Source organism: Corynebacterium sp. (assembly GCF_043426755.1).
In the GTDB taxonomy this organism is placed as follows: domain Bacteria; phylum Actinomycetota; class Actinomycetes; order Mycobacteriales; family Mycobacteriaceae; genus Corynebacterium.
The window spans coordinates 1-20,932 of record NZ_JBHWRP010000067.1 but is presented as its reverse complement, the minus strand read 5'-3'; the positions used below and the strand labels follow the sequence as shown (position 1 = coordinate 20,932).

The 20,932-nt window shown below is 61.1% G+C and carries 21 protein-coding genes; 16 read left to right on the top strand and 5 right to left on the bottom strand.

All coding sequences use genetic code 11. From position 1 onward, the window contains the following. The 3 genes from ACHFGA_RS06270 to ACHFGA_RS06260 form a co-directional block, all read right to left on the bottom strand. Nucleotides 1-803 (bottom strand): CE1758 family FMN-dependent luciferase-like monooxygenase (locus ACHFGA_RS06270; RefSeq protein WP_394281557.1); only part of this gene is annotated, 803 nt, incomplete at its 3' end. A gap of 69 nt (nt 804-872) precedes the next feature. Then, the gene (locus ACHFGA_RS06265; protein ID WP_026254403.1) at nt 873-1,610 is read right to left on the bottom strand and encodes a CBS domain-containing protein; all 738 of its coding nucleotides are present in this window, start codon (nt 1,608-1,610) and stop codon (nt 873-875) included. 32 nt (nt 1,611-1,642) lie between these two features. Further along, nucleotides 1,643-2,524: a neutral zinc metallopeptidase gene (locus ACHFGA_RS06260; RefSeq protein WP_394281556.1), complete on the bottom strand. Its 882-nt coding sequence runs from the start codon at nt 2,522-2,524 to the stop codon at nt 1,643-1,645. A gap of 183 nt (nt 2,525-2,707) precedes the next feature. Between ACHFGA_RS06260 and aspS the strand changes: the two genes are divergently transcribed. The 16 genes from aspS (at nt 2,708) to ACHFGA_RS06180 (ending at nt 19,521) form a co-directional block, all read left to right on the top strand. After that, nucleotides 2,708-4,522 carry an aspartate--tRNA ligase gene (aspS, locus tag ACHFGA_RS06255; RefSeq protein WP_026254402.1) on the top strand — a complete coding sequence of 605 codons (1,815 nt, stop codon included), beginning with the start codon at nt 2,708-2,710 and terminating at the stop codon, nt 4,520-4,522. Nucleotides 4,523-4,640: 118 nt separating this feature from the next. Next, entirely contained in the window at nt 4,641-5,915 is a 1,275-nt protein-coding gene (locus tag ACHFGA_RS06250; protein WP_394281555.1) for a phosphotransferase, read from the top strand. 22 nt (nt 5,916-5,937) lie between these two features. Continuing rightward, nucleotides 5,938-7,302 carry a replication-associated recombination protein A gene (locus ACHFGA_RS06245; protein WP_394281554.1) on the top strand — a complete coding sequence of 455 codons (1,365 nt, stop codon included), beginning with the start codon at nt 5,938-5,940 and terminating at the stop codon, nt 7,300-7,302. A gap of 48 nt (nt 7,303-7,350) precedes the next feature. After that, nucleotides 7,351-10,029, top strand: coding sequence for an alanine--tRNA ligase (gene alaS / locus ACHFGA_RS06240; protein ID WP_394281553.1), 2,679 nt, complete (start codon nt 7,351-7,353; stop codon nt 10,027-10,029). A 152-nt stretch (nt 10,030-10,181) separates the two neighbouring features. Further along, a complete protein-coding gene (gene ruvX, locus ACHFGA_RS06235; protein WP_394281552.1) occupies nt 10,182-10,700 on the top strand; it encodes a Holliday junction resolvase RuvX in 519 nt (172 codons plus the stop codon). After that, entirely contained in the window at nt 10,697-11,860 is a 1,164-nt protein-coding gene (gene mltG, locus ACHFGA_RS06230; RefSeq protein ID WP_394281551.1) for an endolytic transglycosylase MltG, read from the top strand. The genes ruvX and mltG overlap by 4 nt, the downstream gene beginning before the upstream one ends. An 18-nt stretch (nt 11,861-11,878) precedes the next feature. Next, the gene (locus ACHFGA_RS06225) at nt 11,879-12,688 is read left to right on the top strand and encodes a shikimate dehydrogenase (protein ID WP_394281550.1); all 810 of its coding nucleotides are present in this window, start codon (nt 11,879-11,881) and stop codon (nt 12,686-12,688) included. A gap of 10 nt (nt 12,689-12,698) precedes the next feature. Continuing rightward, a complete protein-coding gene (locus tag ACHFGA_RS06220) occupies nt 12,699-13,100 on the top strand; it encodes a prepilin peptidase (RefSeq protein ID WP_394281549.1) in 402 nt (133 codons plus the stop codon). A 39-nt stretch (nt 13,101-13,139) separates the two neighbouring features. Further along, the gene (gene aroC, locus ACHFGA_RS06215; protein ID WP_394281548.1) at nt 13,140-14,366 is read left to right on the top strand and encodes a chorismate synthase; all 1,227 of its coding nucleotides are present in this window, start codon (nt 13,140-13,142) and stop codon (nt 14,364-14,366) included. 1 nt (nt 14,367) lies between these two features. Beyond that, nucleotides 14,368-14,913, top strand: a complete 546-nt coding sequence (locus tag ACHFGA_RS06210) for a shikimate kinase (RefSeq protein ID WP_394281547.1) — start codon at nt 14,368-14,370, stop codon at nt 14,911-14,913. A gap of 41 nt (nt 14,914-14,954) precedes the next feature. Beyond that, nucleotides 14,955-16,025 carry a 3-dehydroquinate synthase gene (gene aroB, locus ACHFGA_RS06205; RefSeq protein ID WP_394281546.1) on the top strand — a complete coding sequence of 357 codons (1,071 nt, stop codon included), beginning with the start codon at nt 14,955-14,957 and terminating at the stop codon, nt 16,023-16,025. Between the two features lie 6 nt (nt 16,026-16,031). Further along, nucleotides 16,032-16,466 (top strand): type II 3-dehydroquinate dehydratase, encoded by a 435-nt coding sequence (aroQ, locus tag ACHFGA_RS06200; protein WP_394281545.1) that lies wholly within the window; start codon nt 16,032-16,034, stop codon nt 16,464-16,466. A gap of 5 nt (nt 16,467-16,471) precedes the next feature. Beyond that, complete coding sequence (locus ACHFGA_RS06195; RefSeq protein WP_394281544.1) at nt 16,472-17,563, top strand: aminopeptidase P family protein; 1,092 nt, start codon at nt 16,472-16,474, stop codon at nt 17,561-17,563. A gap of 43 nt (nt 17,564-17,606) precedes the next feature. Continuing rightward, nucleotides 17,607-18,170: an elongation factor P gene (efp, locus tag ACHFGA_RS06190; protein ID WP_394281543.1), complete on the top strand. Its 564-nt coding sequence runs from the start codon at nt 17,607-17,609 to the stop codon at nt 18,168-18,170. Next, complete coding sequence (nusB, locus tag ACHFGA_RS06185) at nt 18,170-18,649, top strand: transcription antitermination factor NusB (protein ID WP_394281542.1); 480 nt, start codon at nt 18,170-18,172, stop codon at nt 18,647-18,649. Before efp ends, nusB begins: the two co-directional genes overlap by 1 nt. An 11-nt stretch (nt 18,650-18,660) precedes the next feature. Beyond that, the gene (locus ACHFGA_RS06180; protein WP_394281541.1) at nt 18,661-19,521 is read left to right on the top strand and encodes a PPK2 family polyphosphate kinase; all 861 of its coding nucleotides are present in this window, start codon (nt 18,661-18,663) and stop codon (nt 19,519-19,521) included. Here ACHFGA_RS06180 and ACHFGA_RS06175 read toward each other — a convergent pair. After that, a complete protein-coding gene (locus ACHFGA_RS06175) occupies nt 19,518-20,531 on the bottom strand; it encodes an HNH endonuclease signature motif containing protein (protein ID WP_394281540.1) in 1,014 nt (337 codons plus the stop codon). The genes ACHFGA_RS06180 and ACHFGA_RS06175 overlap by 4 nt on opposite strands. A gap of 151 nt (nt 20,532-20,682) precedes the next feature. Beyond that, nucleotides 20,683-20,932 (bottom strand): YbjN domain-containing protein (locus tag ACHFGA_RS06170; protein ID WP_394281539.1); only part of this gene is annotated, 250 nt, incomplete at its 5' end.

Sequence of the window (20,932 nt, the reverse complement as noted above, 5' to 3'; positions counted from 1 at the left end):
ATCGACGGGCCGTGGCCGTAGACGGGTGCGTTGTCGAAGTAGGGGCGGAAGGTCTTCTTCGCCTCCTCCTCGGTGTCGCCGATGAACACCTGGCCGCCGAGGCCGACGATGGCCTGGTCAGCTCGCCCGTGGCCGTACTTTTCGTAGCGGCGGCGGTAGATGTTCACCATCTTGGCCGTGTGCTCTTTATTCCAGAAGATGTTGTTGTGGAAGAAGCCATCACCGTAGAAGGCTGCTTGTTCCGCGATCTGGGGTGAGCGGATGGAGCCGTGCCAGACGAAGGGCGGAACGTCATCCAGCGGGCGTGGGGTGGAGGTAAATCCGTTCAGCGGGGTACGGAACTTGCCGGACCAGTTCACCACGTCTTCGCGCCACAGGCGGCGCAGGAGGTGATAATTTTCGACGGCGAGGGGGATGCCCTGGCGGATGTCTTTACCAAACCATGGGTAGACCGGACCGGTGTTGCCGCGCCCCATCATGAGGTCGACGCGCCCGCCCGAGAGGTGTTGCAAGAAGGCGTAATCTTCGGCGATGCGCACCGGATCTGTCGTGGTGATCAGGGTGGTAGCGGTGGACAGCTTCAGGTTCTTCGTCTGCGCTGCGATATAAGCCAGGTGCGTGGTGGGTGCCGACGGTACGAATGGGGGATTGTGGTGCTGCCCAGTGGCGAATACGTCAAGGCCGACCTCCTCGGCTTTGAGCGCAATTTGCGTCATGGCGTTAATGCGCTCGTGTTCTGTGGGGGTCTCGCCGGTGGTGGGGTCTTGGGTAACGTCACCGATAGTAAAAAGTCCGAATTGCATGTTGTCTATAACTCCTAAAATTTAAAGTATATTCCAGAGTAGATGACATGACAACAACATGCAAGGGGGTTACTGGGAGGCGTCGATCAGCGCTTTAATATCCGAGCCGCCAATCACCCGCAAAGGCCGCTGCCGGGGCGTGCCATGTTCGGTAATCACCGCAGCACGTGGCAATACGCCATTGTTCATCGGAGACAGCAACGTGTGCAGCGCCTCACCGGCTGTGACATCGCGTGGCACGAACACCGCCTGGTCAGAACTTTCGGCATACTCCAAGACCTCGCTCACGATTCGGGCATCTAGGTGGTCATTATCGTCTAGGTCCGCAGCAACCCAGCGGGCAATGGTGTTCGTCGTTAAGAGCCCTGTACAGACATTGCCGTCGTAGATGGGGAACTGGGAGATCGTCGTCGTACGCACCACTTCGAGCGCGACGCGAATATCATCCTCCGGGCTCACGGTGACCACCTCTTGGTGAGGAAGCACCTGCATGGCCAACGGCGGATGCAGAAGCAAGTCGCGAATGCGCTCCAAGGCATCAACGGTCTCTTGGAGTGGCTCAGCGATCGGGGTGAAATCCTTGTACGCACCGTGAGAGATCGCGTTGCGCAGGTCAGCGAACTCTTTTAGATCCTCGGCCTGCTGGGGCGTGACGATGCGATCACGCTCCGCCCAACTGACCATACGAGAAAAACCGTCGCTCTTCTTCGCGCTCAACTTGGTCCGAAGGAAACCTTCGACATCGTTGAACGCCGCAAGAAAGGCGACGGATCTGTGCGGGGGCGTGCTTTCCGACGAAGAACTCATGCTCCCAAGGATACCCAGGAAACTAGCGCGTGCTAGACGCGGTAATTGCCCGTCTCTAGGTAGTCACAAGCGGCCATAGTGCCCTCGTTGTATCCGCGCAGAAAAGCATCCTGGCGTTGCTGGGAGGAACCGTGCGTCCAGAGGTCAGGCTGGACCTCACCCTGGGTGCGCTTCTGGATATTGTCATCGCCGACGGCACGCGCGGTGTCAATGGCGGACTGCACCTGCTCCGGAGTGATGGTCTCCAGCATCGCATTCTCGCCTTCGTCGGCACGATTGACCCACATGCCTGCGTAGCAGTCAGCCTGCAGCTCCAACTTCACCGCATTGGAGTCCTTGCCTGGATTGTTGTAATCAATCAGGCCGATGGTGCCCTCCAGGTTCTGGATGTGGTGGCCGAATTCGTGGGCAACAATATACATCTGAGCCAGCGGCGCATTCGCGCCACCGAGGCGCTCCAATTGGTCGAAGAAACTTACGTCGAAGTACGCCGAACCATCCGCACCACAGTAGAACGGGCCGGTATTAGCCGAGGCATAGCCACAACCGGACTGGGTCGCGTCTTGGAATACCACCAGGCCGGGTTCTTGGTATTCGATGCCAGCCTGCTGGGGGAGGAGCTCAGTCCACATCTGGTCGATCGACTCAGCGGCGGCCAGCACGCGGCAGTCGGCGTATTCGTTGGCATCATCCGTGGTTTGGCAGTGCTCCAGGGTATAACCGTTGTCTTCGGCGCGCTGTGGACTGCCGGCGGTCAACTGACCGAGATCGCCTGGGTTGCCACCCATCAGGATGAAAAGACCGACTAGCAGCAGGCCGCCGATACCGCCGCCGCCCAATGCAATGGCCCCACCGCGCCGGCCGCCTGTGCGCGCACGGTTTTGGTTGAGTTGTCGCCCACTTTTAAAAGTCATGCGCCTATCATGCCACGCAACGCATGGATGTGTGCATTAAGTAGGTGCGGATTTCGTCGTAAAGCGACGTTCTCAAGCGATGAAACCTGATGAAAACAGGGGTAGCACGCGAAACAAAAGCTGTCAGGGGGTAGACTTTCGAACGTTCATAATCACCACACGTGGAAGGACGTGGAAGAAACCGTGCTGCGCACTCACCTGGCGGGAGACCTCCGCAAAGATATCGCTGGCCAATCCGTCACATTGACGGGCTGGGTAGCTCGTCGTCGTGATCATGGTGGCGTGATCTTCATCGATCTGCGCGACCGCTCCGGCCTGGCCCAGGTGGTGTTCCGCGAGTCCGCAGTCGCCGAGGCAGCGCATGACTTGCGCAGCGAATACGTCATTCAGGTCACCGGTGTGGTCGAGCCACGCCCGGAAGGCTCCGAAAACCCGAACCTTCCCTCCGGTGAGATCGAGATCAACGTTTCAGAACTGAACGTTCTGAACAAGTCCGCAGCGTTGCCATTCCAGATCGAGGATGCTTCTTCCGGCGAGGTCGGCGAGGAAACCCGTCTGAAGTATCGTTACCTGGACCTGCGCCGCGAGCGTCAGGCCAACGCGCTGCGTTTGCGCTCTAAGGCGAACAAGGCGGCGCGCGACGTACTGGACCGCCACGACTTCACCGAGATTGAAACCCCGACCCTGACGCGGTCTACCCCTGAGGGCGCGCGTGACTTCCTCGTGCCGGCACGCCTGCGCCCAGGTTCCTGGTACGCGCTGCCGCAGTCGCCACAGCTGTTCAAGCAGCTGCTCATGGTTGCAGGAATGGAGCGTTACTACCAGATCGCGCGCTGCTACCGCGACGAGGACTTCCGTGCCGACCGCCAGCCGGAATTTACCCAGCTAGACGTCGAAATGAGCTTCGTCGACCAGGATGACGTGATCGCCCTGGCCGAAGAGATCTTGGTGGAGCTGTGGAAACTGATCGGCTATGAAATTTCCACCCCAATTCCACGCATGACATATGCCCACGCCATGGAAAAGTACGGCTCTGATAAGCCCGACCTGCGCTTCGATATCGAATTGGTGGAGTGCACCGAATTCTTCAAGGACACCACGTTCCGCGTGTTCCAGAACGAATACGTCGGCGCCGTCGTGATGGAAGGTGGCGCATCCCAGCCACGTCGCCAGCTCGACGCATGGCAGGAGTGGGCAAAGCAGCGCGGCGCCAAGGGCTTGGCCTACATCCTCATCGGCGAAGACGGCGAGCTGTCCGGCCCGGTAGCGAAGAACATTACCGACGAGGAGCGCGCCGGGATCGCCGATCACGTGGGCGCTAAGCCAGGCGACTGCATCTTCTTCGCCGCCGGCGAGACCAAGAGCTCCCGTGCGCTGCTGGGTGCGGCCCGCGGTGCCATCGCAGAGAAGCTGGACCTGATCAAGGAAGGCGACTGGGCATTCACCTGGGTCGTGGACGCCCCAATGTTCGAGCCTGCTGCCGATGCCACCGCCTCCGGCGATGTGGCCCTGGGCAACTCCAAGTGGACCGCCGTCCACCACGCCTTTACGTCGCCGAAGCCTGAGTACCTGGATACCTTCGATACCAATCCGGGAGAAGCGCTGGCCTACGCATATGACATCGTGTGCAACGGCAACGAGATCGGTGGCGGCTCCATCCGTATCCACGACCGCGACGTGCAGGAGCGCGTCTTCGACGTGATGGGTATTGGCGAAGAAGAAGCACGCGAGAAGTTCGGGTTCCTCCTAGATGCCTTCGCATACGGTGCTCCACCACACGGCGGTATCGCTTTCGGCTGGGACCGCATCGTGTCTCTGCTGGGTGGCTACGACTCCATCCGTGACGTCATCGCCTTCCCGAAGTCCGGCGGCGGTGTCGACCCACTGACCGATGCCCCAGGCCCGATCACGCCGGAGCAGCGCAAGGAGACCGGCGTCGACTTCAAGCCAAAGAAGGACGACAAGGCTGGCAACAGCGCGGAAGCCGGAACGCAGTAAACACTACCGCGCTAACCTCCCGGTGCCAGCGCATGTTGGTCACGCGGGAGGTTTCGTATGTCTTGCGCTTTTCGTGTACACCCGCGGCTGTGGCGTGGCACGATGGGGGCGAAGACTTGTGAAGGAGCTCAACACCGTGGACTCAACCCACCAGCACATCATCGAGATCGCAGAGGACTTGCTCACCCGCCGCTACGGCGGAACGCAAAAACTGCTCGATCCCGTTGCGCTCAGCGGTTCTGGGCATGCTCGCGTGTTCCGCGCGCGTGTCGCCTCCAGCCCGTTTTTGCCGCATCGCTCGGTGGTGTTGAAGCAGTCCCCAGATACGGGGGACTTGATCGCGGACGCGGCATTCCTTCGCGAAGTCGCCTCCTATCAATTCACCACGTCACTGGCCGAGGAGTTCCGTCCCGGCCCGGTTCTACTGGCCCATGACCTCGACAGCAGGCTGATCGTGCTGTCCGACAGCGGCGATGGCGACACATTCGCGGACCTGCTCAATGAGTCAAACCCCGATAAACGGGTGCAGATCCTCCGCGCTCTAGGCACCTCCTTGGGCCGCATGCACGCGGGCACTGCGGGCAAGGAAGAAGCCTTCAACATCTTGTTGCGCAGGCTGGGGAAAAACGACATCGACGCCCATCGTTTCCAAGACATCCGCGAGGGCCTGCTCGAGGTCGGCGCCGCGGTTGGTTTGGACGTGATCCGTCAAGCAGGCATTGAGGTGCCACGCGAACTCACCGAGTACTTGCCGACGGTACAGCGTCGCTTGAGAAAAGGTCGCTACCGGGCATTTACTCCTTTTGATCTGTCGCCGGACAATATCATCGTGGCGGATCGCATAGAGTTTCTGGACTATGAATGGGCCGGTTTCCGCGATGTCTCTTTCGACTTAGCCTGCGTGATCGCGGGTTTCCCGCAGTATATTTCGCTGCAGCCCGTTGCCGATGATGAAACCGCAGCCTTCGTTGAGGCCTGGCTGCACGAAGTCGACGAACTCTGGCCCGGTCTGAGCAACGAAGACGTGCTCCATGAGCGCCTGACCATCGCCTTGGTGGGTTGGGCGTTGTCCAGCTTGACGGTGATGTCCTACGGTTCCTTGGCCAGTGTGATTTCTGGCCACCCTAAGGCGCGCGAATTTCTCAAGATCAGCACCGGCGATTTCAAGGAATTGGGTCTTTCATCCAGCCGTAGCGACGACGTGACGACGAACTTGTTGCGCCCAGCAGGAGAGGTTGCTTTCTCCGACGATGAACTTCTGGTGCGGCGCGATCTTTATGAAACATTTGAGTCCCTCGGCCGGTTCGCGGCCTCTGGACGCGACGGCGCGTATTCTGTCGTCTCTGATTTCGCTCTGCGGATCGCTGAGATTTTGCATGATCCACGCCCCTAGCCGGATCAGTTAGTCTTGGGCCATGCAGGAAGGTTTGTTTGAGCAGCCAGGGGCGCGTGACGACGATTCCTCCACACAACGTGGGATCTCGTTTTTTGAGGCGGGTGCCGGAGCACCACTAGCGGCTCGGATGCGCCCGCGCAGTCTCGACGAGATCGTCGGCCAAGAGCACCTCCTCGCAGAGGGGAAGCCACTACGCCGCCTGATCGAAGGCTCGGGCGACGCCTCAGTAATCCTCTACGGGCCGCCGGGGACGGGTAAGACCACGGTCGCCTCCCTGATCGCCCAGACGATGGGCGATAACTTCGTCGGCTTGTCAGCGCTAACCTCGGGGGTGAAGCAGGTCCGCCAGGTCATCGAGGGCGCGACCCGTGACCTGCGCAGTGGTCGGCGTACCGTGTTGTTTATCGATGAGGTGCACCGCTTTTCCAAGACGCAGCAAGATGCGTTGTTGGCAGCGGTGGAGAACCGCACCGTGCTCCTTGTCGCCGCGACTACGGAGAATCCTTCCTTTTCGGTGGTAGCACCCCTATTGTCACGGTCGTTGTTGCTGAAATTGGAACCACTGGACGCAGATGATCTGCGTACCGTATTGCGTCGTGCGATCGTCGATAAGCGAGGCCTAAACGAACGCATCACCGTCAGCGAAGAGGCCCTAGACCAGCTGGTCCTGTTGGCTGGGGGAGACGCGCGCCGCAGCCTGACGTATTTGGAGGCTGCTGCCGAAGCTGTGGAAGATGGTGGCGAGCTCACCATCGATACGGTGCGCAACAGCGTGAATCGGGCGATCGTGCGCTATGACCGCGATGGCGACCAGCATTATGACGTCACCAGTGCGTTTATCAAGTCGATTCGCGGCTCAGACGTGGACGCGGCGCTGCATTACCTGGCGCGCATGATTGAGGCGGGGGAGGACCCGCGGTTCATCGCCCGCCGCCTAGTCATTCACGCTACGGAGGACATCGGGATGGCAGACCCCACCGCCTTGCAGACTGCGGTGGCGGCCTATGAGGCGGTCAGCTTTATCGGTATGCCTGAGGGCCGCCTACCCCTGGCGCAGGCAACAATCCATCTGGCCACCGCACCGAAATCGAACGCAACTTACCTGGCGATCGATCGGGCCCTTGCCGATGTCCGCGCGGGTAAAGCCGGTCACGTTCCGGCACATCTGCGCGATGGCCACTACGAAGGTGCCAAGGCCATGGGGCACGCGGTGGGGTATATCTACCCGCACGACGATCCCACAGGTGTGGTGCCACAGCGCTATATCCCTGAGGGTTTGGACGACGCTGTATATTACGAGCCGACTGATCACGGAAACGAGAATCGGATCAGAAATTTCGTCGGCAAGCTACGCAGAATCGTCCGCGGGAGAGCGCGGGGGTAAAGTGTAGCGAAGTCACTTGAGAACAATCGCAATTGAAGGAGACCGCTCGTGCAAACCCATGAGATCCGGGACCGCTTTACCAACTACTTCGTCAGCAACGGCCACGAGGCCGTGCCAAGCGCGTCACTGATCTTGGACGATCCCACCCTGCTTTTCGTCAACGCGGGCATGGTCCCCTTTAAGCCTTATTTCTTGGGGCAGCAGAATCCGCCGTTTGACTCAGGTATGGCAACCTCGATCCAGAAGTGCGTGCGCACCCTGGATATTGAAGAGGTGGGCATTACTACCCGTCACAACACCTTTTTCCAGATGGCGGGTAACTTCTCCTTCGGCCAGTACTTCAAGGAAGGCGCGATCACGCACGCGTGGACGCTTTTGACTTCGCCTGTTGCTGAGGGTGGATACGGGCTGGACCCGGAGCGGTTGTGGGTCACCGTCTATCTTGACGACGATGAGGCCGCCGAGATCTGGGAAAAGAAGATTGGTGTGCCGGCCGAGCGCATCCAGCGCCTTGGCATGGAAGATAACTACTGGTCCATGGGCATTCCTGGGCCTGCGGGACCGTGCTCGGAGATTTACTATGACCGCGGCCCAGACTACGGGCAAGACGGTGGCCCGGCTGTTGACGACAACCGCTACCTGGAGATCTGGAACTTAGTCTTCATGCAGTTTGAGCGCGGCGAAGGTGACAAAAAGGGCGGCTTCGACATCCTGGGCGAGCTGCCGCAGAAGAATATTGATACCGGCATGGGTGTGGAGCGCGTGGCCTGCATCCTGCAGGGTGTTGAAAATGTGTATGAGACCGACTTGCTGCGCCCCGTCATCGACGCGGCAGAGAAGTTGACTGGGACGAAGTATGACGCCGGCGATGCGGACAGCGCTGACAACGATGTGCGTTTCCGCGTCATCGCCGACCACGCGCGTACCTCCATGATGATCATCCTCGACGGTGTCACTCCATCGAACGAGGGCCGCGGCTATATCCTGCGCCGCCTGCTGCGCCGCATCGTTCGTTCCGCACGCCTGTTGGGTGCGAAGGGCCAGACCCTGGAGACGTTCATGAATACCATCATGGACACGATGACGCCCTCCTTCCCGGAGATTGCGGATAACCGCGAACGCATCCTGCGCGTCGCCATTGCCGAAGAGCGTGCGTTTTTGAAGACGCTGGAGTCCGGCACCGAGCGTTTCGACGATGCCGCAGCCGAAGTCAAAGAGAAGGGTGCGACTATTCTGTCCGGCTCCCAGGCTTTCGAGCTGCACGACACCTATGGTTTCCCCATCGATCTGACCATCGAGATGGCCGCTGAGGCAGGCCTCGAGGTCGACATGGCTGCATTCGACGCCGAGATGGCGCAGCAGCGCGAGCGCGCCAAGGCTGACTCCCGCGCAAAGAAGAGCGCGGGTGCCGACGAGTCCGTCTACCGCGAGTGGGTCGACAACCAGCCCACCGAGTTCGTCGGCTTCGACAACTTGGAAGCCGAATCCACCGTGATCGGCCTGGTCAAGGACGGCGCGAAGGTCAACGAGGTGGCCGCAGGCGATGAAGTCGAGGTGATTTTGGATCTTTCGCCAATGTACGCAGAGGCCGGCGGCCAGCTAGCCGACCGCGGACGCATCGTCATCGGTGACACCTTGCTCAACGTGAACGATGTGCAGAAGATCGGCAAGAAGCTGTGGGTGCACAAGGCCACCGTGCAAAATGGTGGTCTGGACTTGGGCTCTGTCGTGCGCGCCGAAGTCGACCCTCGCTGGCGCCATGGTGCACGCCAGGCGCACACTGCGACCCACCTCATCCACGCGGCCTTGCGCGAGGTGCTTGGCCCCACAGCGGTCCAGGCTGGTTCGATGAACAAGCCGGGTTACCTGCGCTTTGACTTCAACTACACGGAGCAGCTTTCCGACGACCAACTCGCAGAGATCGCTTCTATTGCCAACCAGGCGGTCGATTCTGACTACGCGGTGAACACGCTTGAAACCTCCCTGGAGGAGGCAAAGGCGATGGGTGCAATGGCGCTTTTCGGTGAGAACTATGGCAACGAGGTCCGCGTGGTCGAGATCGGTGGCCCGTTCTCCATCGAGCTGTGTGGTGGCACGCATGTGAGCCACTCCTCCCAGATCGGGCCGATCGCAGTGCTGGGTGAATCGTCGGTCGGTTCGGGTGCGCGTCGCATCGAGGCCTACTCCGGCATGGACTCGTTCCGCTACTTCTCGAAGGAGGCCGCGCTGGCCTCAGGCTTGGCGCAGGAGCTGAAGACCCCAACTGAGCAGTTGCCGGAGCGCATCGCGCAGCTGACGGAGAAGCTGAAGGCCGCGGAGAAGGAGATCGCGGCTCTGCACCAAAAGCAGCTGCTTTCGCAGACCGGCGACTTGCTGAACAAGGCAGAGGAGGCCGGTGCCTTCACGCTGCTGGCACTCAAGCTGGGCGACGGCACCAATGCGGGTGACCTGCGTACCGTAGCTCAGGACTTGCGCGCTCGCTACGGCGAAGAACCAGGCGTCGTGGTGCTGGCAGCGGACAATGGTGGCAAGGTGCCGTTCGTCGTCGGTGTGTCCGCCGGGGCAGTAGAGAAGGGCGTAAAGGCCGGTGACCTCGTGAAACTGCTCGGCGGTTATATCGACGGCAAGGGTGGCGGTAAGCCAGACCTGGCCCAGGGCTCCGGTTCTCATGCAGCTGGCTTGGAGGAAGGTTTCCGGGCTGTGCGTGAAGAACTTGCTTCCTTGTAGTACTTTTGGGGTAATGTAACGGATTGGTTACAAACACGCCGTGCACGATACGTCATGTTGACGTGAAAACGTATAGCGTAAGACTGATCCGAGAGTGCCTTGGGCACTGCCACAATGACCGCTACGACGAATAAGGGACCTGAACATCGCCTATGGTTGCTAAGCAGATCGCTCCCGACACCCCGGGCGTCGATGACCCAGGTCTTGGTCGTCGTATCGGTATTGACGTGGGAACCGTCCGAATGGGTGTCGCATCGTCGAATCGCGAAGCGACGCTGGCCATGCCGGTCGAGACAGTCCCGCGCGTGACGGGTTTTAAGGACCGCGACAAGGAAGATATTGACCGCCTGCTCGAAATCATCGAGGAATATCAGGCGGTAGAGATTGTCGTCGGGCTGCCCCGTGACCTGAAGGGCAACGGTTCGTCGAGTGTGAAACATGCAAAGGAAATCGCGTTTCGGATTAACCGGCGGCTTGGCGGCACTATTCCAGTGCGCATGGCCGATGAGCGCTTGACCACGGTCGCAGCGACCCAGGCCCTACGCGCATCTGGCGTGTCGGAGAAAGCGGGGCGCGCGGTGATCGATCAGGCGGCGGCGGTGGAAATTCTGCAGTCGTGGCTCGATGGCCGAGCAAATAATCTCAGCTCAAGTAAGGAGACCCAATCATGAGCACCCAGCGTTCATCCCGGAGCCGTACCGGTGGAGTGGCGGTGCTGGTCACCTCATTACTTCTGATCATTGGCGCTGTCGCGTATATCGGTTTCGCGATGACCTCGTCGTCAGGCCAAACCTTGTCCCGTGACTTCGAGGGAACCGGAAACGGTGTTGAGCAGATTGTAGAGATTCCTGAAGGTAGCTCCATGTCGGCGCTAGGCCCTGAGTTGGAGGAGCGTGGCATCGTTAAGTCGGATGCTGCGTTCCAGACGGCGGCAGCCAACAACCCGAACTCTGCCAATATTCAGCCCGGCTTCTTCCGACTGCAGGAAGAGATGAGTGCGGCGTCTGCCGTCGAGGCGCTGCTCAACCCTGACAATCAGATCGATCTGCTGGATATCCCCGGTGGCGCAACACTGGCTGACCTCACTGTTGTCGGTGGAGATACGCGCTACGGCATCTACACGATGATTTCGAATGTCACCTGCGGAACCAGCAACCAAGAGCAGTGCGTCAGCGTCAGGGAGCTCGAGCAGGTCGGTGCGAACGCCGATCCGAGCGCGCTGGGAGTTCCTGAATGGGCGCTGGCCCAAGTCAACGAACGCAGGGGGAACCCCAAGCGTCTTGAGGGCCTGATTGCCCCAGGCCAATATGTCGTGAACCCGGGGTCCTCGGCCGAGGAAATCCTGACGGATCTGATTACGCGCTCGACCACGGCCTATAACGAAACCGGCATCGTGGACCGCGCCGGCGCCATCGGCCTGAGCCCATACGAGCTGCTCACCGCCGCCTCCCTGGTGGAGCGCGAAGCACCCGCGGGCGAATTCGACAAGGTGGCACGCGTGATCCTCAACCGCCTGGATGAGCCGATGCGCCTGGAGTTCGACTCCACGGTCAACTACGACTTGGAGGACGTTGAGGTGGCCACCACCGACGAGGACCGCGCCCGCGAGACTCCGTGGAACACCTACGCCAAGGATGGGCTGCCCGCGACCCCGATCGCGTCGCCTTCCGAAACGGCGATCCAGGCCATGGAGAACCCAGCCCAGGGCGATTGGTTGTTCTTCGTCACCATCGATTTGGATGGCACGACGGTCTTCAACAACACCTTCGAAGAGCACCTTGACGATGTGCAGCGTGCACAGGAGTCCGGCGTGCTGGACTCGAACCGCTAGTCAGCCAGAAAGGTTCCAATGTTCAAAGCCGCGGTCCTGGGTTTGCCCGTCGAGCATTCGCTTTCGCCTGTCCTGCACAATGCCGGCTACGCGGCGGCCGGGCTCGACGACTGGGAGTATGAACGCATCGAATGCTCCGCGCAGGATCTGCCCCGTATCGTCGGGGAAGCAGGCGAGGAGTATCGCGGATTCTCCGTCACGATGCCTGGCAAGTTCGCTGCCCTCGAGTTCGCCGATGAAGTCACCGAGCGCGCGCAGCTGATCGGTGCCGCCAACACCCTCGTGCGCGTCGGTTCCGGGTGGCGCGCGGACAACACGGACTGCGAAGGCATCCTTTACGCGTTGGGCGAGCTTATCGACGAGCCCGCGGCCATGCGCCACGTGGTCATCATCGGCGCAGGCGGTACTGCACGGCCGGCGGTATGGGCGCTCGGCAACCTTGGTGTGGAGCGGATCACCATGATCAATCGCTCCGATCGACGCGCCGAATTCGGGCAGCTGTTCGCCAAGACGGGCGCGACCGTCGACTTCGTTTCTTTCGACGCCGACCTAGAGGCAATCACCATGTCGGCCGACGCGATCATCTCTACGGTGCCATCCGCGGGCATCAAGGAACATGCGCCGGTTCTCGGCCACGCCCCAGTGTTCGACGTGATTTATGATCCCTGGCCCACACCACTGGTGGTGCGCGCGGCTGCCAACGGATACCGCACCATCGGCGGTCACGTGATGTTGGCCGGGCAGGCCTATAGCCAGTTCGAACAGTTCACCGGCGTCGACGCCCCACGCGAAGCCATGCGCCAAGCGCTGGAGGAACAGCTCAGCTAAAGTCGGGCGCATGTGGGAACTCGGGGGAGTACTGGCATGGAGCTTAATGCTCGCCGTTTATGACATCGCTTATCGACGATTGCCTGACTGGCTCACCCTGCCGGCGGCCGGTGTCGCGGTGGTCGCGGCGGTGATCGTCGATAAGCAGGCACTGGCGGGCCTGCTCTGGCCGGCGGCGTACCTTGCGCTGGCGTGGCGTGGCGGCGGGATCGGCGGCGGGGATATCAAGCTGGCCGTCCCATTGGGAATCTGGGTGGCGCACCACGCTGGATTATTCGGGGTGGTCGTAGCAATGGGGCTGGGAAGCGTGGTGACGCTGGCGTTTCTGCTGCTGCGAAGAACCTCCGGCGGGCCGCACGGACCTGCGATGTTGCTGGGTGCGTGGGCCGTCGTGGTCAACGCCGTGGACTAAAAGGGGTAATAGTCGGATCTGCCCTCGAAGTGTGAGACAATGCTTGGCATGCTTCGTTGGACTACAGCAGGTGAATCCCACGGCCAGGCGCTCATCTCTTTGGTTGAGCACATGCCCGCTGGGGTGCCGGTGACGAAAGAAGAGATCGCTTACCAACTTGCCCGCCGCCGCCTAGGTTACGGGCGCGGGGCACGCATGAAGTTTGAGCAGGACGAGCTGACTTTGCTCACGGGCATCCGCCACGGTGAAACCCTGGGCGGGCCGATTGCCATCATGATCGGCAACAGTGAGTGGGCGAAGTGGACCACGATCATGAACGCCGAGCCTGTGGACATGGACGACCCAGAGGTGGCCAAAGCCATGAACTCGGGGCGCGGCGCCAAGCTGACCCGCCCCCGTCCAGGTCATGCCGATTTTGCTGGCATGGTCAAGTACGGATTCGATGAGGCCCGCCCGGTGTTGGAGCGTTCGTCGGCACGCGAAACCGCAGCCCGCGTGGCTGCCGCGACCGTGGCGCGTAGCTTCCTACGTGAAACGCTGGGCGTGGAGGTGTTCTCCCATGTGATTTCCATCGGCGAGTCCGAACCGTACGCCGGGCCGTCACCGCAGTTTTCCGATATTGAGGCGATTGATGAGTCGCCCGTGCGCGCATACGACAAGGCCGCGGAGGCCGACATGGTTTCCTGCATCGAGTCGGCGAAGAAGGCCGGGGACACCCTGGGTGGTGTTGTGGAGGTCATCGTTGACGGGTTGCCGATCGGGCTGGGCTCCCACATCTCCGGCGAGGACCGCCTTGACGCGCAGTTGGCTGGCGCTTTGATGAGTATTCAGGCGATTAAGGCCGTGGAGATCGGCGACGGCGTCGAAGAGGCCCGCCGCCGCGGCTCTGAGGCGCACGATGAGATGGTGCGTGACGACGATGGCGCCGGTGTCAGCCGCCTGACCAACCGTGCTGGTGGCATCGAAGGTGGCATGACCAACGGCGAGCAGCTGCGGGTGCGGGCCCACATGAAGCCGATCTCCACTGTGCCGCGCGCGCTGAAGACGGTGGACATGGCCACCGGTGGTGCTGCGACGGGCATCCACCAGCGTTCCGACGTCTGCGCTGTGCCCGCGGCCGGTGTCGTCGCCGAGGCCATGGTGTCCCTCGTCCTAGCACGCGCTGCGCTGGAAAAATTTGGCGGGGACAGCCTAATGGAAACTAAGCGTAATATTGCTGCTTATCAGCAGTACGTCGACGAGCGATTGGCTTTTGGAGGGAATTAACATGGAACAGTTTGATGTGACGCCTGATGCTGTGTGCCACACAACCCCCAGAGTGGTGTTGGTGGGCCCTCCAGGGGCGGGAAAGTCGACGATTGGCCGGCGCCTTGCTCGTGCCACAAACCTGCCGTTGGTTGACTCCGATGACTTGCTCGCCGCCGGCGAAAATATGCCCACTGGCGAATTCTTCGCCAAGGTCGGCGAGGAGAAGTTCCGCGAGGTGGAGGCAGGCTATGTCTCCCAGGCGCTGCACTCCGGCGGTGTTGTCGCTCTGGGCGGGGGAGCGGTACTGACTGACGAAGTCCGCGTCATGCTGCAAGGCCACACGGTCGTGTGGATCGATGTCAGCCCGGAAGAGGGCATTCGTCGTACATCCCGCGATACCTCTCGCCCGGTGCTGGCTGCGAAGGACCCTGAAGCGCACTACCGCGCGTTGCTGGAAAAGCGTGAGCCGTTTTACCGCGAGGTTGCGGATTACCGCGTGCGTACCGACGAACGACCACCGCAGCGAGTCGTTGCTGAAGTACTTGCAATCATCGACACCGAATAGCGCCAGTTCACCCTGAGAACGTAAAGGAACCTAAAGAAGCGATGGCCATCATTACCGTATCCGGACCCACCCCCTATGACGTCCACATTGATCGCGACTTGACCAATGTGGTCTCAGCGCGCGTGAAGGAGATCGGGGCCCACAAGGTGGCCATCGTGCACCAGCCGACCCTCGCTGCACCCGCTCGAAGCCTTGCCGAAGAGATCCGCGCTTCCAATATCGAGGCCGTGCTGGCGCCGATTCCGGATGCGGAAGATGGCAAGACTCTCCAGGTCGCGGGGGATTTGTGGGACTTGTTGGGCGAGCATAACTTCTCGCGCCAGGACGCGGTGATCGGCCTGGGCGGTGGCGCGACGACCGACCTTGCTGGCTTCGTCGCAGCCGCCTGGATGCGTGGCATCAAGGTCCTCCAGGTCCCCACGACGCTTTTGGCGATGGTCGACGCCGCCGTCGGTGGAAAGACCGGGATCAACACTGCCGCGGGCAAGAACCTCGTCGGCGCGTTCCACGAGCCCAGCCGTGTCTACATCGACCTCGACCGCTTGTACACGCTTGACGACGAAGAAATCGTCGCCGGCTCCGCAGAGATCATCAAGACCGGATTCATCGCCGACGAACGCATCTTGGAACTCTTCGAAGCGGATCCGCAGCGCGCCCTCGATGTGGATGGTGACCTGCCTGAGCTGATCGAACGCTCCGTGGCCGTCAAGGGTCGTGTGGTGGGCCAGGACCTGAAGGAATCCGGGCTGCGCGAGATGCTCAACTACGGCCACACTTTCGGCCACGCCGTGGAAAAGCGCGAACAGTACTGCTGGCGCCACGGGCATGCTGTGGCGGTCGGCATGATGTTTATCGCCCACCTCGCGCACGGGCGCGGGCTGATCGACGATGAATTGCTCCGCCGCCACAAGACGATTCTCGAATCGGTCGGCTTGCCCACCACCTACGAAGCTGGCGCCTTCGACGAGTTACTCGAGGGCATGAGCCACGACAAGAAGAACCGCGACGGCATGATCCGCTTCGTCGCCTTGGACGGGGTGGGCAGCGTGACACGTATTGAAGGCCCATCCGTCGATGAACTGCGCGCCGCTTACGATGCGATCTCGGAGTAAGACCCAATGAAAATACTTGTGCTCAACGGCCCCAACCTGAACCGTCTAGGCAAGCGGCAGCCGGAGATCTACGGCTCAACCACGCTCGCCGATGTGGAACAGATGATCGTCGACAAGGCGCGCGAGCTCGGCGTGGATGTCGAGTGCCGTCAGTCCAACTACGAAGGCCAACTGGTCGAATGGGCCCACGAGGCCGCCGACAACGCCTGGCCGGTGATCATCAATCCGGGTGGCTACACGCACACGTCGGTCGCGCTGCGTGACGCGCTCGTCGAAACGACCGATCACCACGGCTTCATCGAGGTCCACATCTCTAACGTGGCCGCGCGCGAGGACTTCCGCCAGCACTCTTACCTGTCCGCGATCGCGGTTGGCACTATCGCTGGGTTGGGTGTTGCGGGCTATATCCTCGCCTTGGAGTATTTCGCCGCGCTACAGTAGCCGGTATGGCTTTAGCAGATACTCGGTTTGATTCCCGTCGTCGCGCGCTGGCGTCCACGCTGGCAGGGATGCGTATCGACGACATCCTCGTCACACACCTGACCCACGTCCAGTACCTTTCTGGTTTCTCCGGGTCGAATGCGGCCTTGGTGCTGTCCACAGACCTGACTGCAGCGATCGCCACCGATGGGCGCTACACCACCCAGGTCGCTGAAGAGGTCCCTGACTTGGAGGCCACCATTCGTCGGGACTGCGCCGTTGCTTTGCTGGAAAACATCGAACCCGGCCGCCGCGTCGGCTTCGAAGCCGACTACATGACAGTCTCGGCCCTGGAGAAGCTCGAAGCGGCCTGCCCCGAAGGCGTGACTCTTGTGCCCGTACGCGGCGTGATCGAGCAGCAACGCGCCATTAAAGACCCAGGCGAGCTCGAAGAGCTCACGGGTGTCGCCGAACTAGCCACCCAGGCCCTGGCTGACATGTTGGACGCCGGCGAAATCCGCGTGGGACGCAGCGAGATCGCCATCGCCGCCGATCTGGAATACCGGATGCGGCGCCTCGGCTCGGAGCGCACCAGTTTTGACACCATCGTCGCTTCCGGCCCGAACTCGGCAAAACCACACCACAGCGCTGGGGATCGCGTGCTAATCGACGGCGACCTCGTCACCATCGACTTCGGCGCCCACCGCCGTGGCTTCAACTCCGATATGACGCGCACGTTCGTCGTCGGCAAGCCTGATGCCTTCGCCGAGGAAATCTACAACATTGTGCTGCGCGCCCAACTCGCCGGCATCGAGGCCGCCACCCCCGGCACTGCGCTGCGCGACATCGATGCCACCTGCCGCGACATCATCGAGGAAGCCGGCTATGGCGACTACTTCACGCACACCACCGGTCACGGGGTCGGGCTTGACGTGCACGAAGCACCCATGGCGGCGGCGCGTTCCGACGAGACCCTGCGCGAAAATATGACGCTGACGATTGAACCAGGCATCTATGTTCCCGGGCGCGGGGGAGTGCGCATCGAAGATACCCTCCTGATCACCGCAGGCGCGCCGAAAATTATCTCCGGTGTCAGTAAGGAACTGACAGTGGTGTAGGCTTGGGCTGCTAATATCCGATAATTGTTAAGGGGAGAACTTCGTGGCAACAACCGCCGACTTCAAAAACGGTCTCGTCCTGCTCGTAGACGGAAAGCTGCAGCAGATCGTTGAGTTCCAGCACGTCAAGCCAGGCAAGGGGCCCGCATTCGTGCGCACCAAGCTCAAGGACGTCCTCACCGGAAAGACTGTCGACAAAACGTGGAACGCCGGCGTGAAGGTCGATACCGCAACCGTGGATCGCCGCGACATGACCTACCTGTACGACGACGGCACCTCCTTCGTAGTCATGGACGACAAGACCTACGAGCAGTTCGAACTGCCACACGACGCTTTCGGCGACGCAGGCGCATTCCTGAAGGAAAACATGCAGGTACAGGTCTCCTTCCACGAAGGCAACGCCCTGTTCGGCGAGCTGCCAGTCTCCGTCGACTTGGAGATCACTCATACCGATCCGGGCCTGCAGGGCGACCGCTCCACCGGCGGCACCAAGCCCGCCACTGTTGAAACCGGCGCTGAAATTCAGGTGCCGCTCTTCCTCGAATCTGGCAACGTCGTCAAGGTGGATACCCGTACCGGCGAGTACCTGTCGCGCGTTAACAACTAATGAGCGAGAAAAACCGAGACCACAAGCGCCGCGGCACCCGGTATCGGGCGCGCCGCCGCGCCGTCGACATCCTTTTTGAGGCAGAGGCGCGCGACCTTGACCCAGTGGCGATCGTTGAGGACCGCGTCGAACTGGCCCGCTCTCCTGAGAACCAGGTCGCCCCGGTCAATGAGTACACGCGCACCATCATCACGGGTGCTGCGGAGAAGCTCGACGACCTGGATGACGCGATTGAGCAGTACCTCTCCATCGACTGGGAGCTCGGCCGCCTGCCCGCCGTCGACCGAGCCATTCTGCGCGTCTGCGCGTGGGAGATCATGTTCAACGACGAGGTTGACGGCCCGATTTCCGTGGTTGAAGGAGTCGAGATGGCTACCGAGTACTCCGGTAACCAGGCGCCCGCATACATCCACGCGGTCTTGGACGATATTGTTCAGGCAAGCAAGGACAACGCGCCGGACCTGGGGTCTGAGTTGTAGAATCGGCGGGTATGTCTGACATATCCACCGACCTTATCGACCAGGCCCTCGCCCTGCGTGTCGACGAAGGCTTTCACCTTTCCGACGTCGCCCCCGCCTCCACACCCGGATTCGACGGTGATGACGACGATCTCGACGAAGCCTTCCACCTCTTCGATGACGACCTCGAAGAGCTGCAAGAAAAACTCTTCGCCAATGGTCGCGCGAACCCTGAAGACACCGGCTCAATTCTGCTGGTGCTCCAAGGCATGGACACCTCCGGCAAAGGTGGGGTGATTCGCCACGTGGTCAAAGAACTTGATCCCCAGGGCGTGCACACGGTGGGCTTTGGCCGCCCAACCGATGAGGAGGCGGCGCACGACTTTCTGTGGCGTTTCGAACCGCATCTTCCGGTTCCCGGCATGATCACGGTCTATGACCGCTCCCATTACGAAGATGTTTTGGTGCAGCGGGTGAAGAATCTCGCCCCGCCGGAGGAGATTGAGCGCCGCTATGGGGCGATTGTCGATTTTGAGAACGCGATTGCCGCTAATGGCACCCGCATCATCAAGGTCATGCTCCACATCTCTCGGGCGTTCCAGAAGGAGAACCTGCTGGAACGCATCGAGCGGGAAGACAAGCACTGGAAGTACGATCCAGGCGATATCGAGGACCGCTCCCTGTGGGAGCTGTACCAGGCGGCCTATCAAATCGCGCTGGAACGCACCTCCACTGACGCAGCCCCGTGGTACTGCGTGCCCGGTGACAACAAGAAGTACGCGCGCACGATCGTCAAGGCGCTCTTGGTCCACGCGATGCAGGAGATGGACCTGGACTGGCCCGAAGCTGACTTTGATCCCGACGAAGAACGCCGCCGCCTCGAATTGAGCTAGGCGATGCGCAAGGCACCTCCTCTCGCCGTGGGGTGTTCGTTGCGTCTGGGTGGCCCACCGTATGCGCTGAAGTATGTCGAGTGCCCGTCGACGCGTTCCACATAGCCGAAGCGCCGTTTGCTGCGGTCGTCGTCCACTTTCCCGTTGTGGTACCTGCACAGCATCGACGCATTCGACACATTCGTGTCACCGCCGGCGCTCCATGCCCGGTTGTGGTTGGGCTCGCAGCGATCTGCGGGTTGTCCGCAGCCCGGGATGGAGCAGACCGGGTCGCACGCTTTGGCCATGGTGCGCTGCTTCGTGCTGAAGAATCTTTCGGTGCGGTACAGGTCGACCGGGCCGCTGACTCGACTGGTGAGCATGAAGTAGCCGCGCTCGGTGAGTTCCAGATCAAGGAAGTCTTTGCCCGGGATGCGCGCGCCGTTGGTGGCAGACAGGATGACGTCGGTGTCTGCGCCCCCGCTGGCATGGATCGCCTGGAGGTCGCCGATAGACACGATGACCATCGGGGTGTACTTGGTCTTCCCGCCACCAGAGTTGAAGAGTTCCAACAAGGCCTCCGCGACGCGTTGCCCGGTGGCGGCTGCGTGGTCGCGGCCGCGTTCCCAGATTTCGGCGATGGCCGCTTCGGGCCCGGTCAGGTGGATGGTCCGGTCCAGCCTGTCGGAAGGGTTCGACATCGATGCTTGCGTGCGCGCCGGCTTCTCACCGGTATCGCCGTTGAATTTAGCGACCAGCGTGCGCGCTGCGGCCCTGATCGTCGATAAGCCCCCGCGGATGCGCGCCAGTTCCCGGCGCAGCTTCCAGGCATGCTTGTCGCTGACCTTGCGCGCGTATCTCTCGATGACTTTCAGCGTGCCCAGGCTGTGTTTGTTGGTGGCAACGGCATCGCGCGCCATCCGTTGTTGTTTCTTATACCTGGTTGCGCCGTAATAGACCCCCGAGAGCTTGAATATCGTGCCCGCTAATTCATTATCGCCGAGCTTGTCGACGAGCGTTGCGCGACTCAAGCTTTGGGCATCTTCGAGCACCCCCAGGGTATCGCCGAAGGCTTCGGCGAACCGCTCAAATCTGTCCATGGCTTCACCATAAAGCAGATTTTTGAAGCGCGTGCGTGACGACGAAAAAACCTGTGGATAACTAGGACCCTGTGGATAACTTTTAGTCGTTACCCTCCATGAGCTGGTCTAATTGCTCGACGACGGCCACCATCGCATCCTGGGAGGCCAGCACTGCGTCGACTGCGGACTGCAGGGTGTGGGAGAGTTGTTCGTCGTTAAGCCCGGCGGCGATGGGTAGTTCGCGCTCGGTGCGCACGATGAGGTTCTCGGCCTTGTTGACGATCACCGCGCGCGCCCCGAAAGAGGTGGAATTGACCTGGTTGGCGGCCAAGTAGAGGGTGGCGTTGGCG

Excerpts from the sequence above, each read along its gene's own strand:
- ACHFGA_RS06265 (WP_026254403.1), bottom strand. The coding sequence starts at position 1,610 with ATGAGTTCTTCGTCGGAAAGCACGCCCCCGCACAGATCCGTCGCCTTT.
- ACHFGA_RS06260 (WP_394281556.1), bottom strand. The coding sequence starts at position 2,524 with ATGACTTTTAAAAGTGGGCGACAACTCAACCAAAACCGTGCGCGCACA.
- ACHFGA_RS06245 (WP_394281554.1), top strand. The coding sequence starts at position 5,938 with ATGCAGGAAGGTTTGTTTGAGCAGCCAGGGGCGCGTGACGACGATTCC.
- ruvX (WP_394281552.1), top strand. The coding sequence starts at position 10,182 with ATGGTTGCTAAGCAGATCGCTCCCGACACCCCGGGCGTCGATGACCCA.
- mltG (WP_394281551.1), top strand. The coding sequence starts at position 10,697 with ATGAGCACCCAGCGTTCATCCCGGAGCCGTACCGGTGGAGTGGCGGTG.
- ACHFGA_RS06225 (WP_394281550.1), top strand. The coding sequence starts at position 11,879 with ATGTTCAAAGCCGCGGTCCTGGGTTTGCCCGTCGAGCATTCGCTTTCG.
- ACHFGA_RS06220 (WP_394281549.1), top strand. The coding sequence starts at position 12,699 with ATGTGGGAACTCGGGGGAGTACTGGCATGGAGCTTAATGCTCGCCGTT.
- aroC (WP_394281548.1), top strand. The coding sequence starts at position 13,140 with ATGCTTGGCATGCTTCGTTGGACTACAGCAGGTGAATCCCACGGCCAG.
- ACHFGA_RS06210 (WP_394281547.1), top strand. The coding sequence starts at position 14,368 with ATGGAACAGTTTGATGTGACGCCTGATGCTGTGTGCCACACAACCCCC.
- aroB (WP_394281546.1), top strand. The coding sequence starts at position 14,955 with ATGGCCATCATTACCGTATCCGGACCCACCCCCTATGACGTCCACATT.
- aroQ (WP_394281545.1), top strand. The coding sequence starts at position 16,032 with ATGAAAATACTTGTGCTCAACGGCCCCAACCTGAACCGTCTAGGCAAG.
- ACHFGA_RS06195 (WP_394281544.1), top strand. The coding sequence starts at position 16,472 with ATGGCTTTAGCAGATACTCGGTTTGATTCCCGTCGTCGCGCGCTGGCG.
- nusB (WP_394281542.1), top strand. The coding sequence starts at position 18,170 with ATGAGCGAGAAAAACCGAGACCACAAGCGCCGCGGCACCCGGTATCGG.
- ACHFGA_RS06180 (WP_394281541.1), top strand. The coding sequence starts at position 18,661 with ATGTCTGACATATCCACCGACCTTATCGACCAGGCCCTCGCCCTGCGT.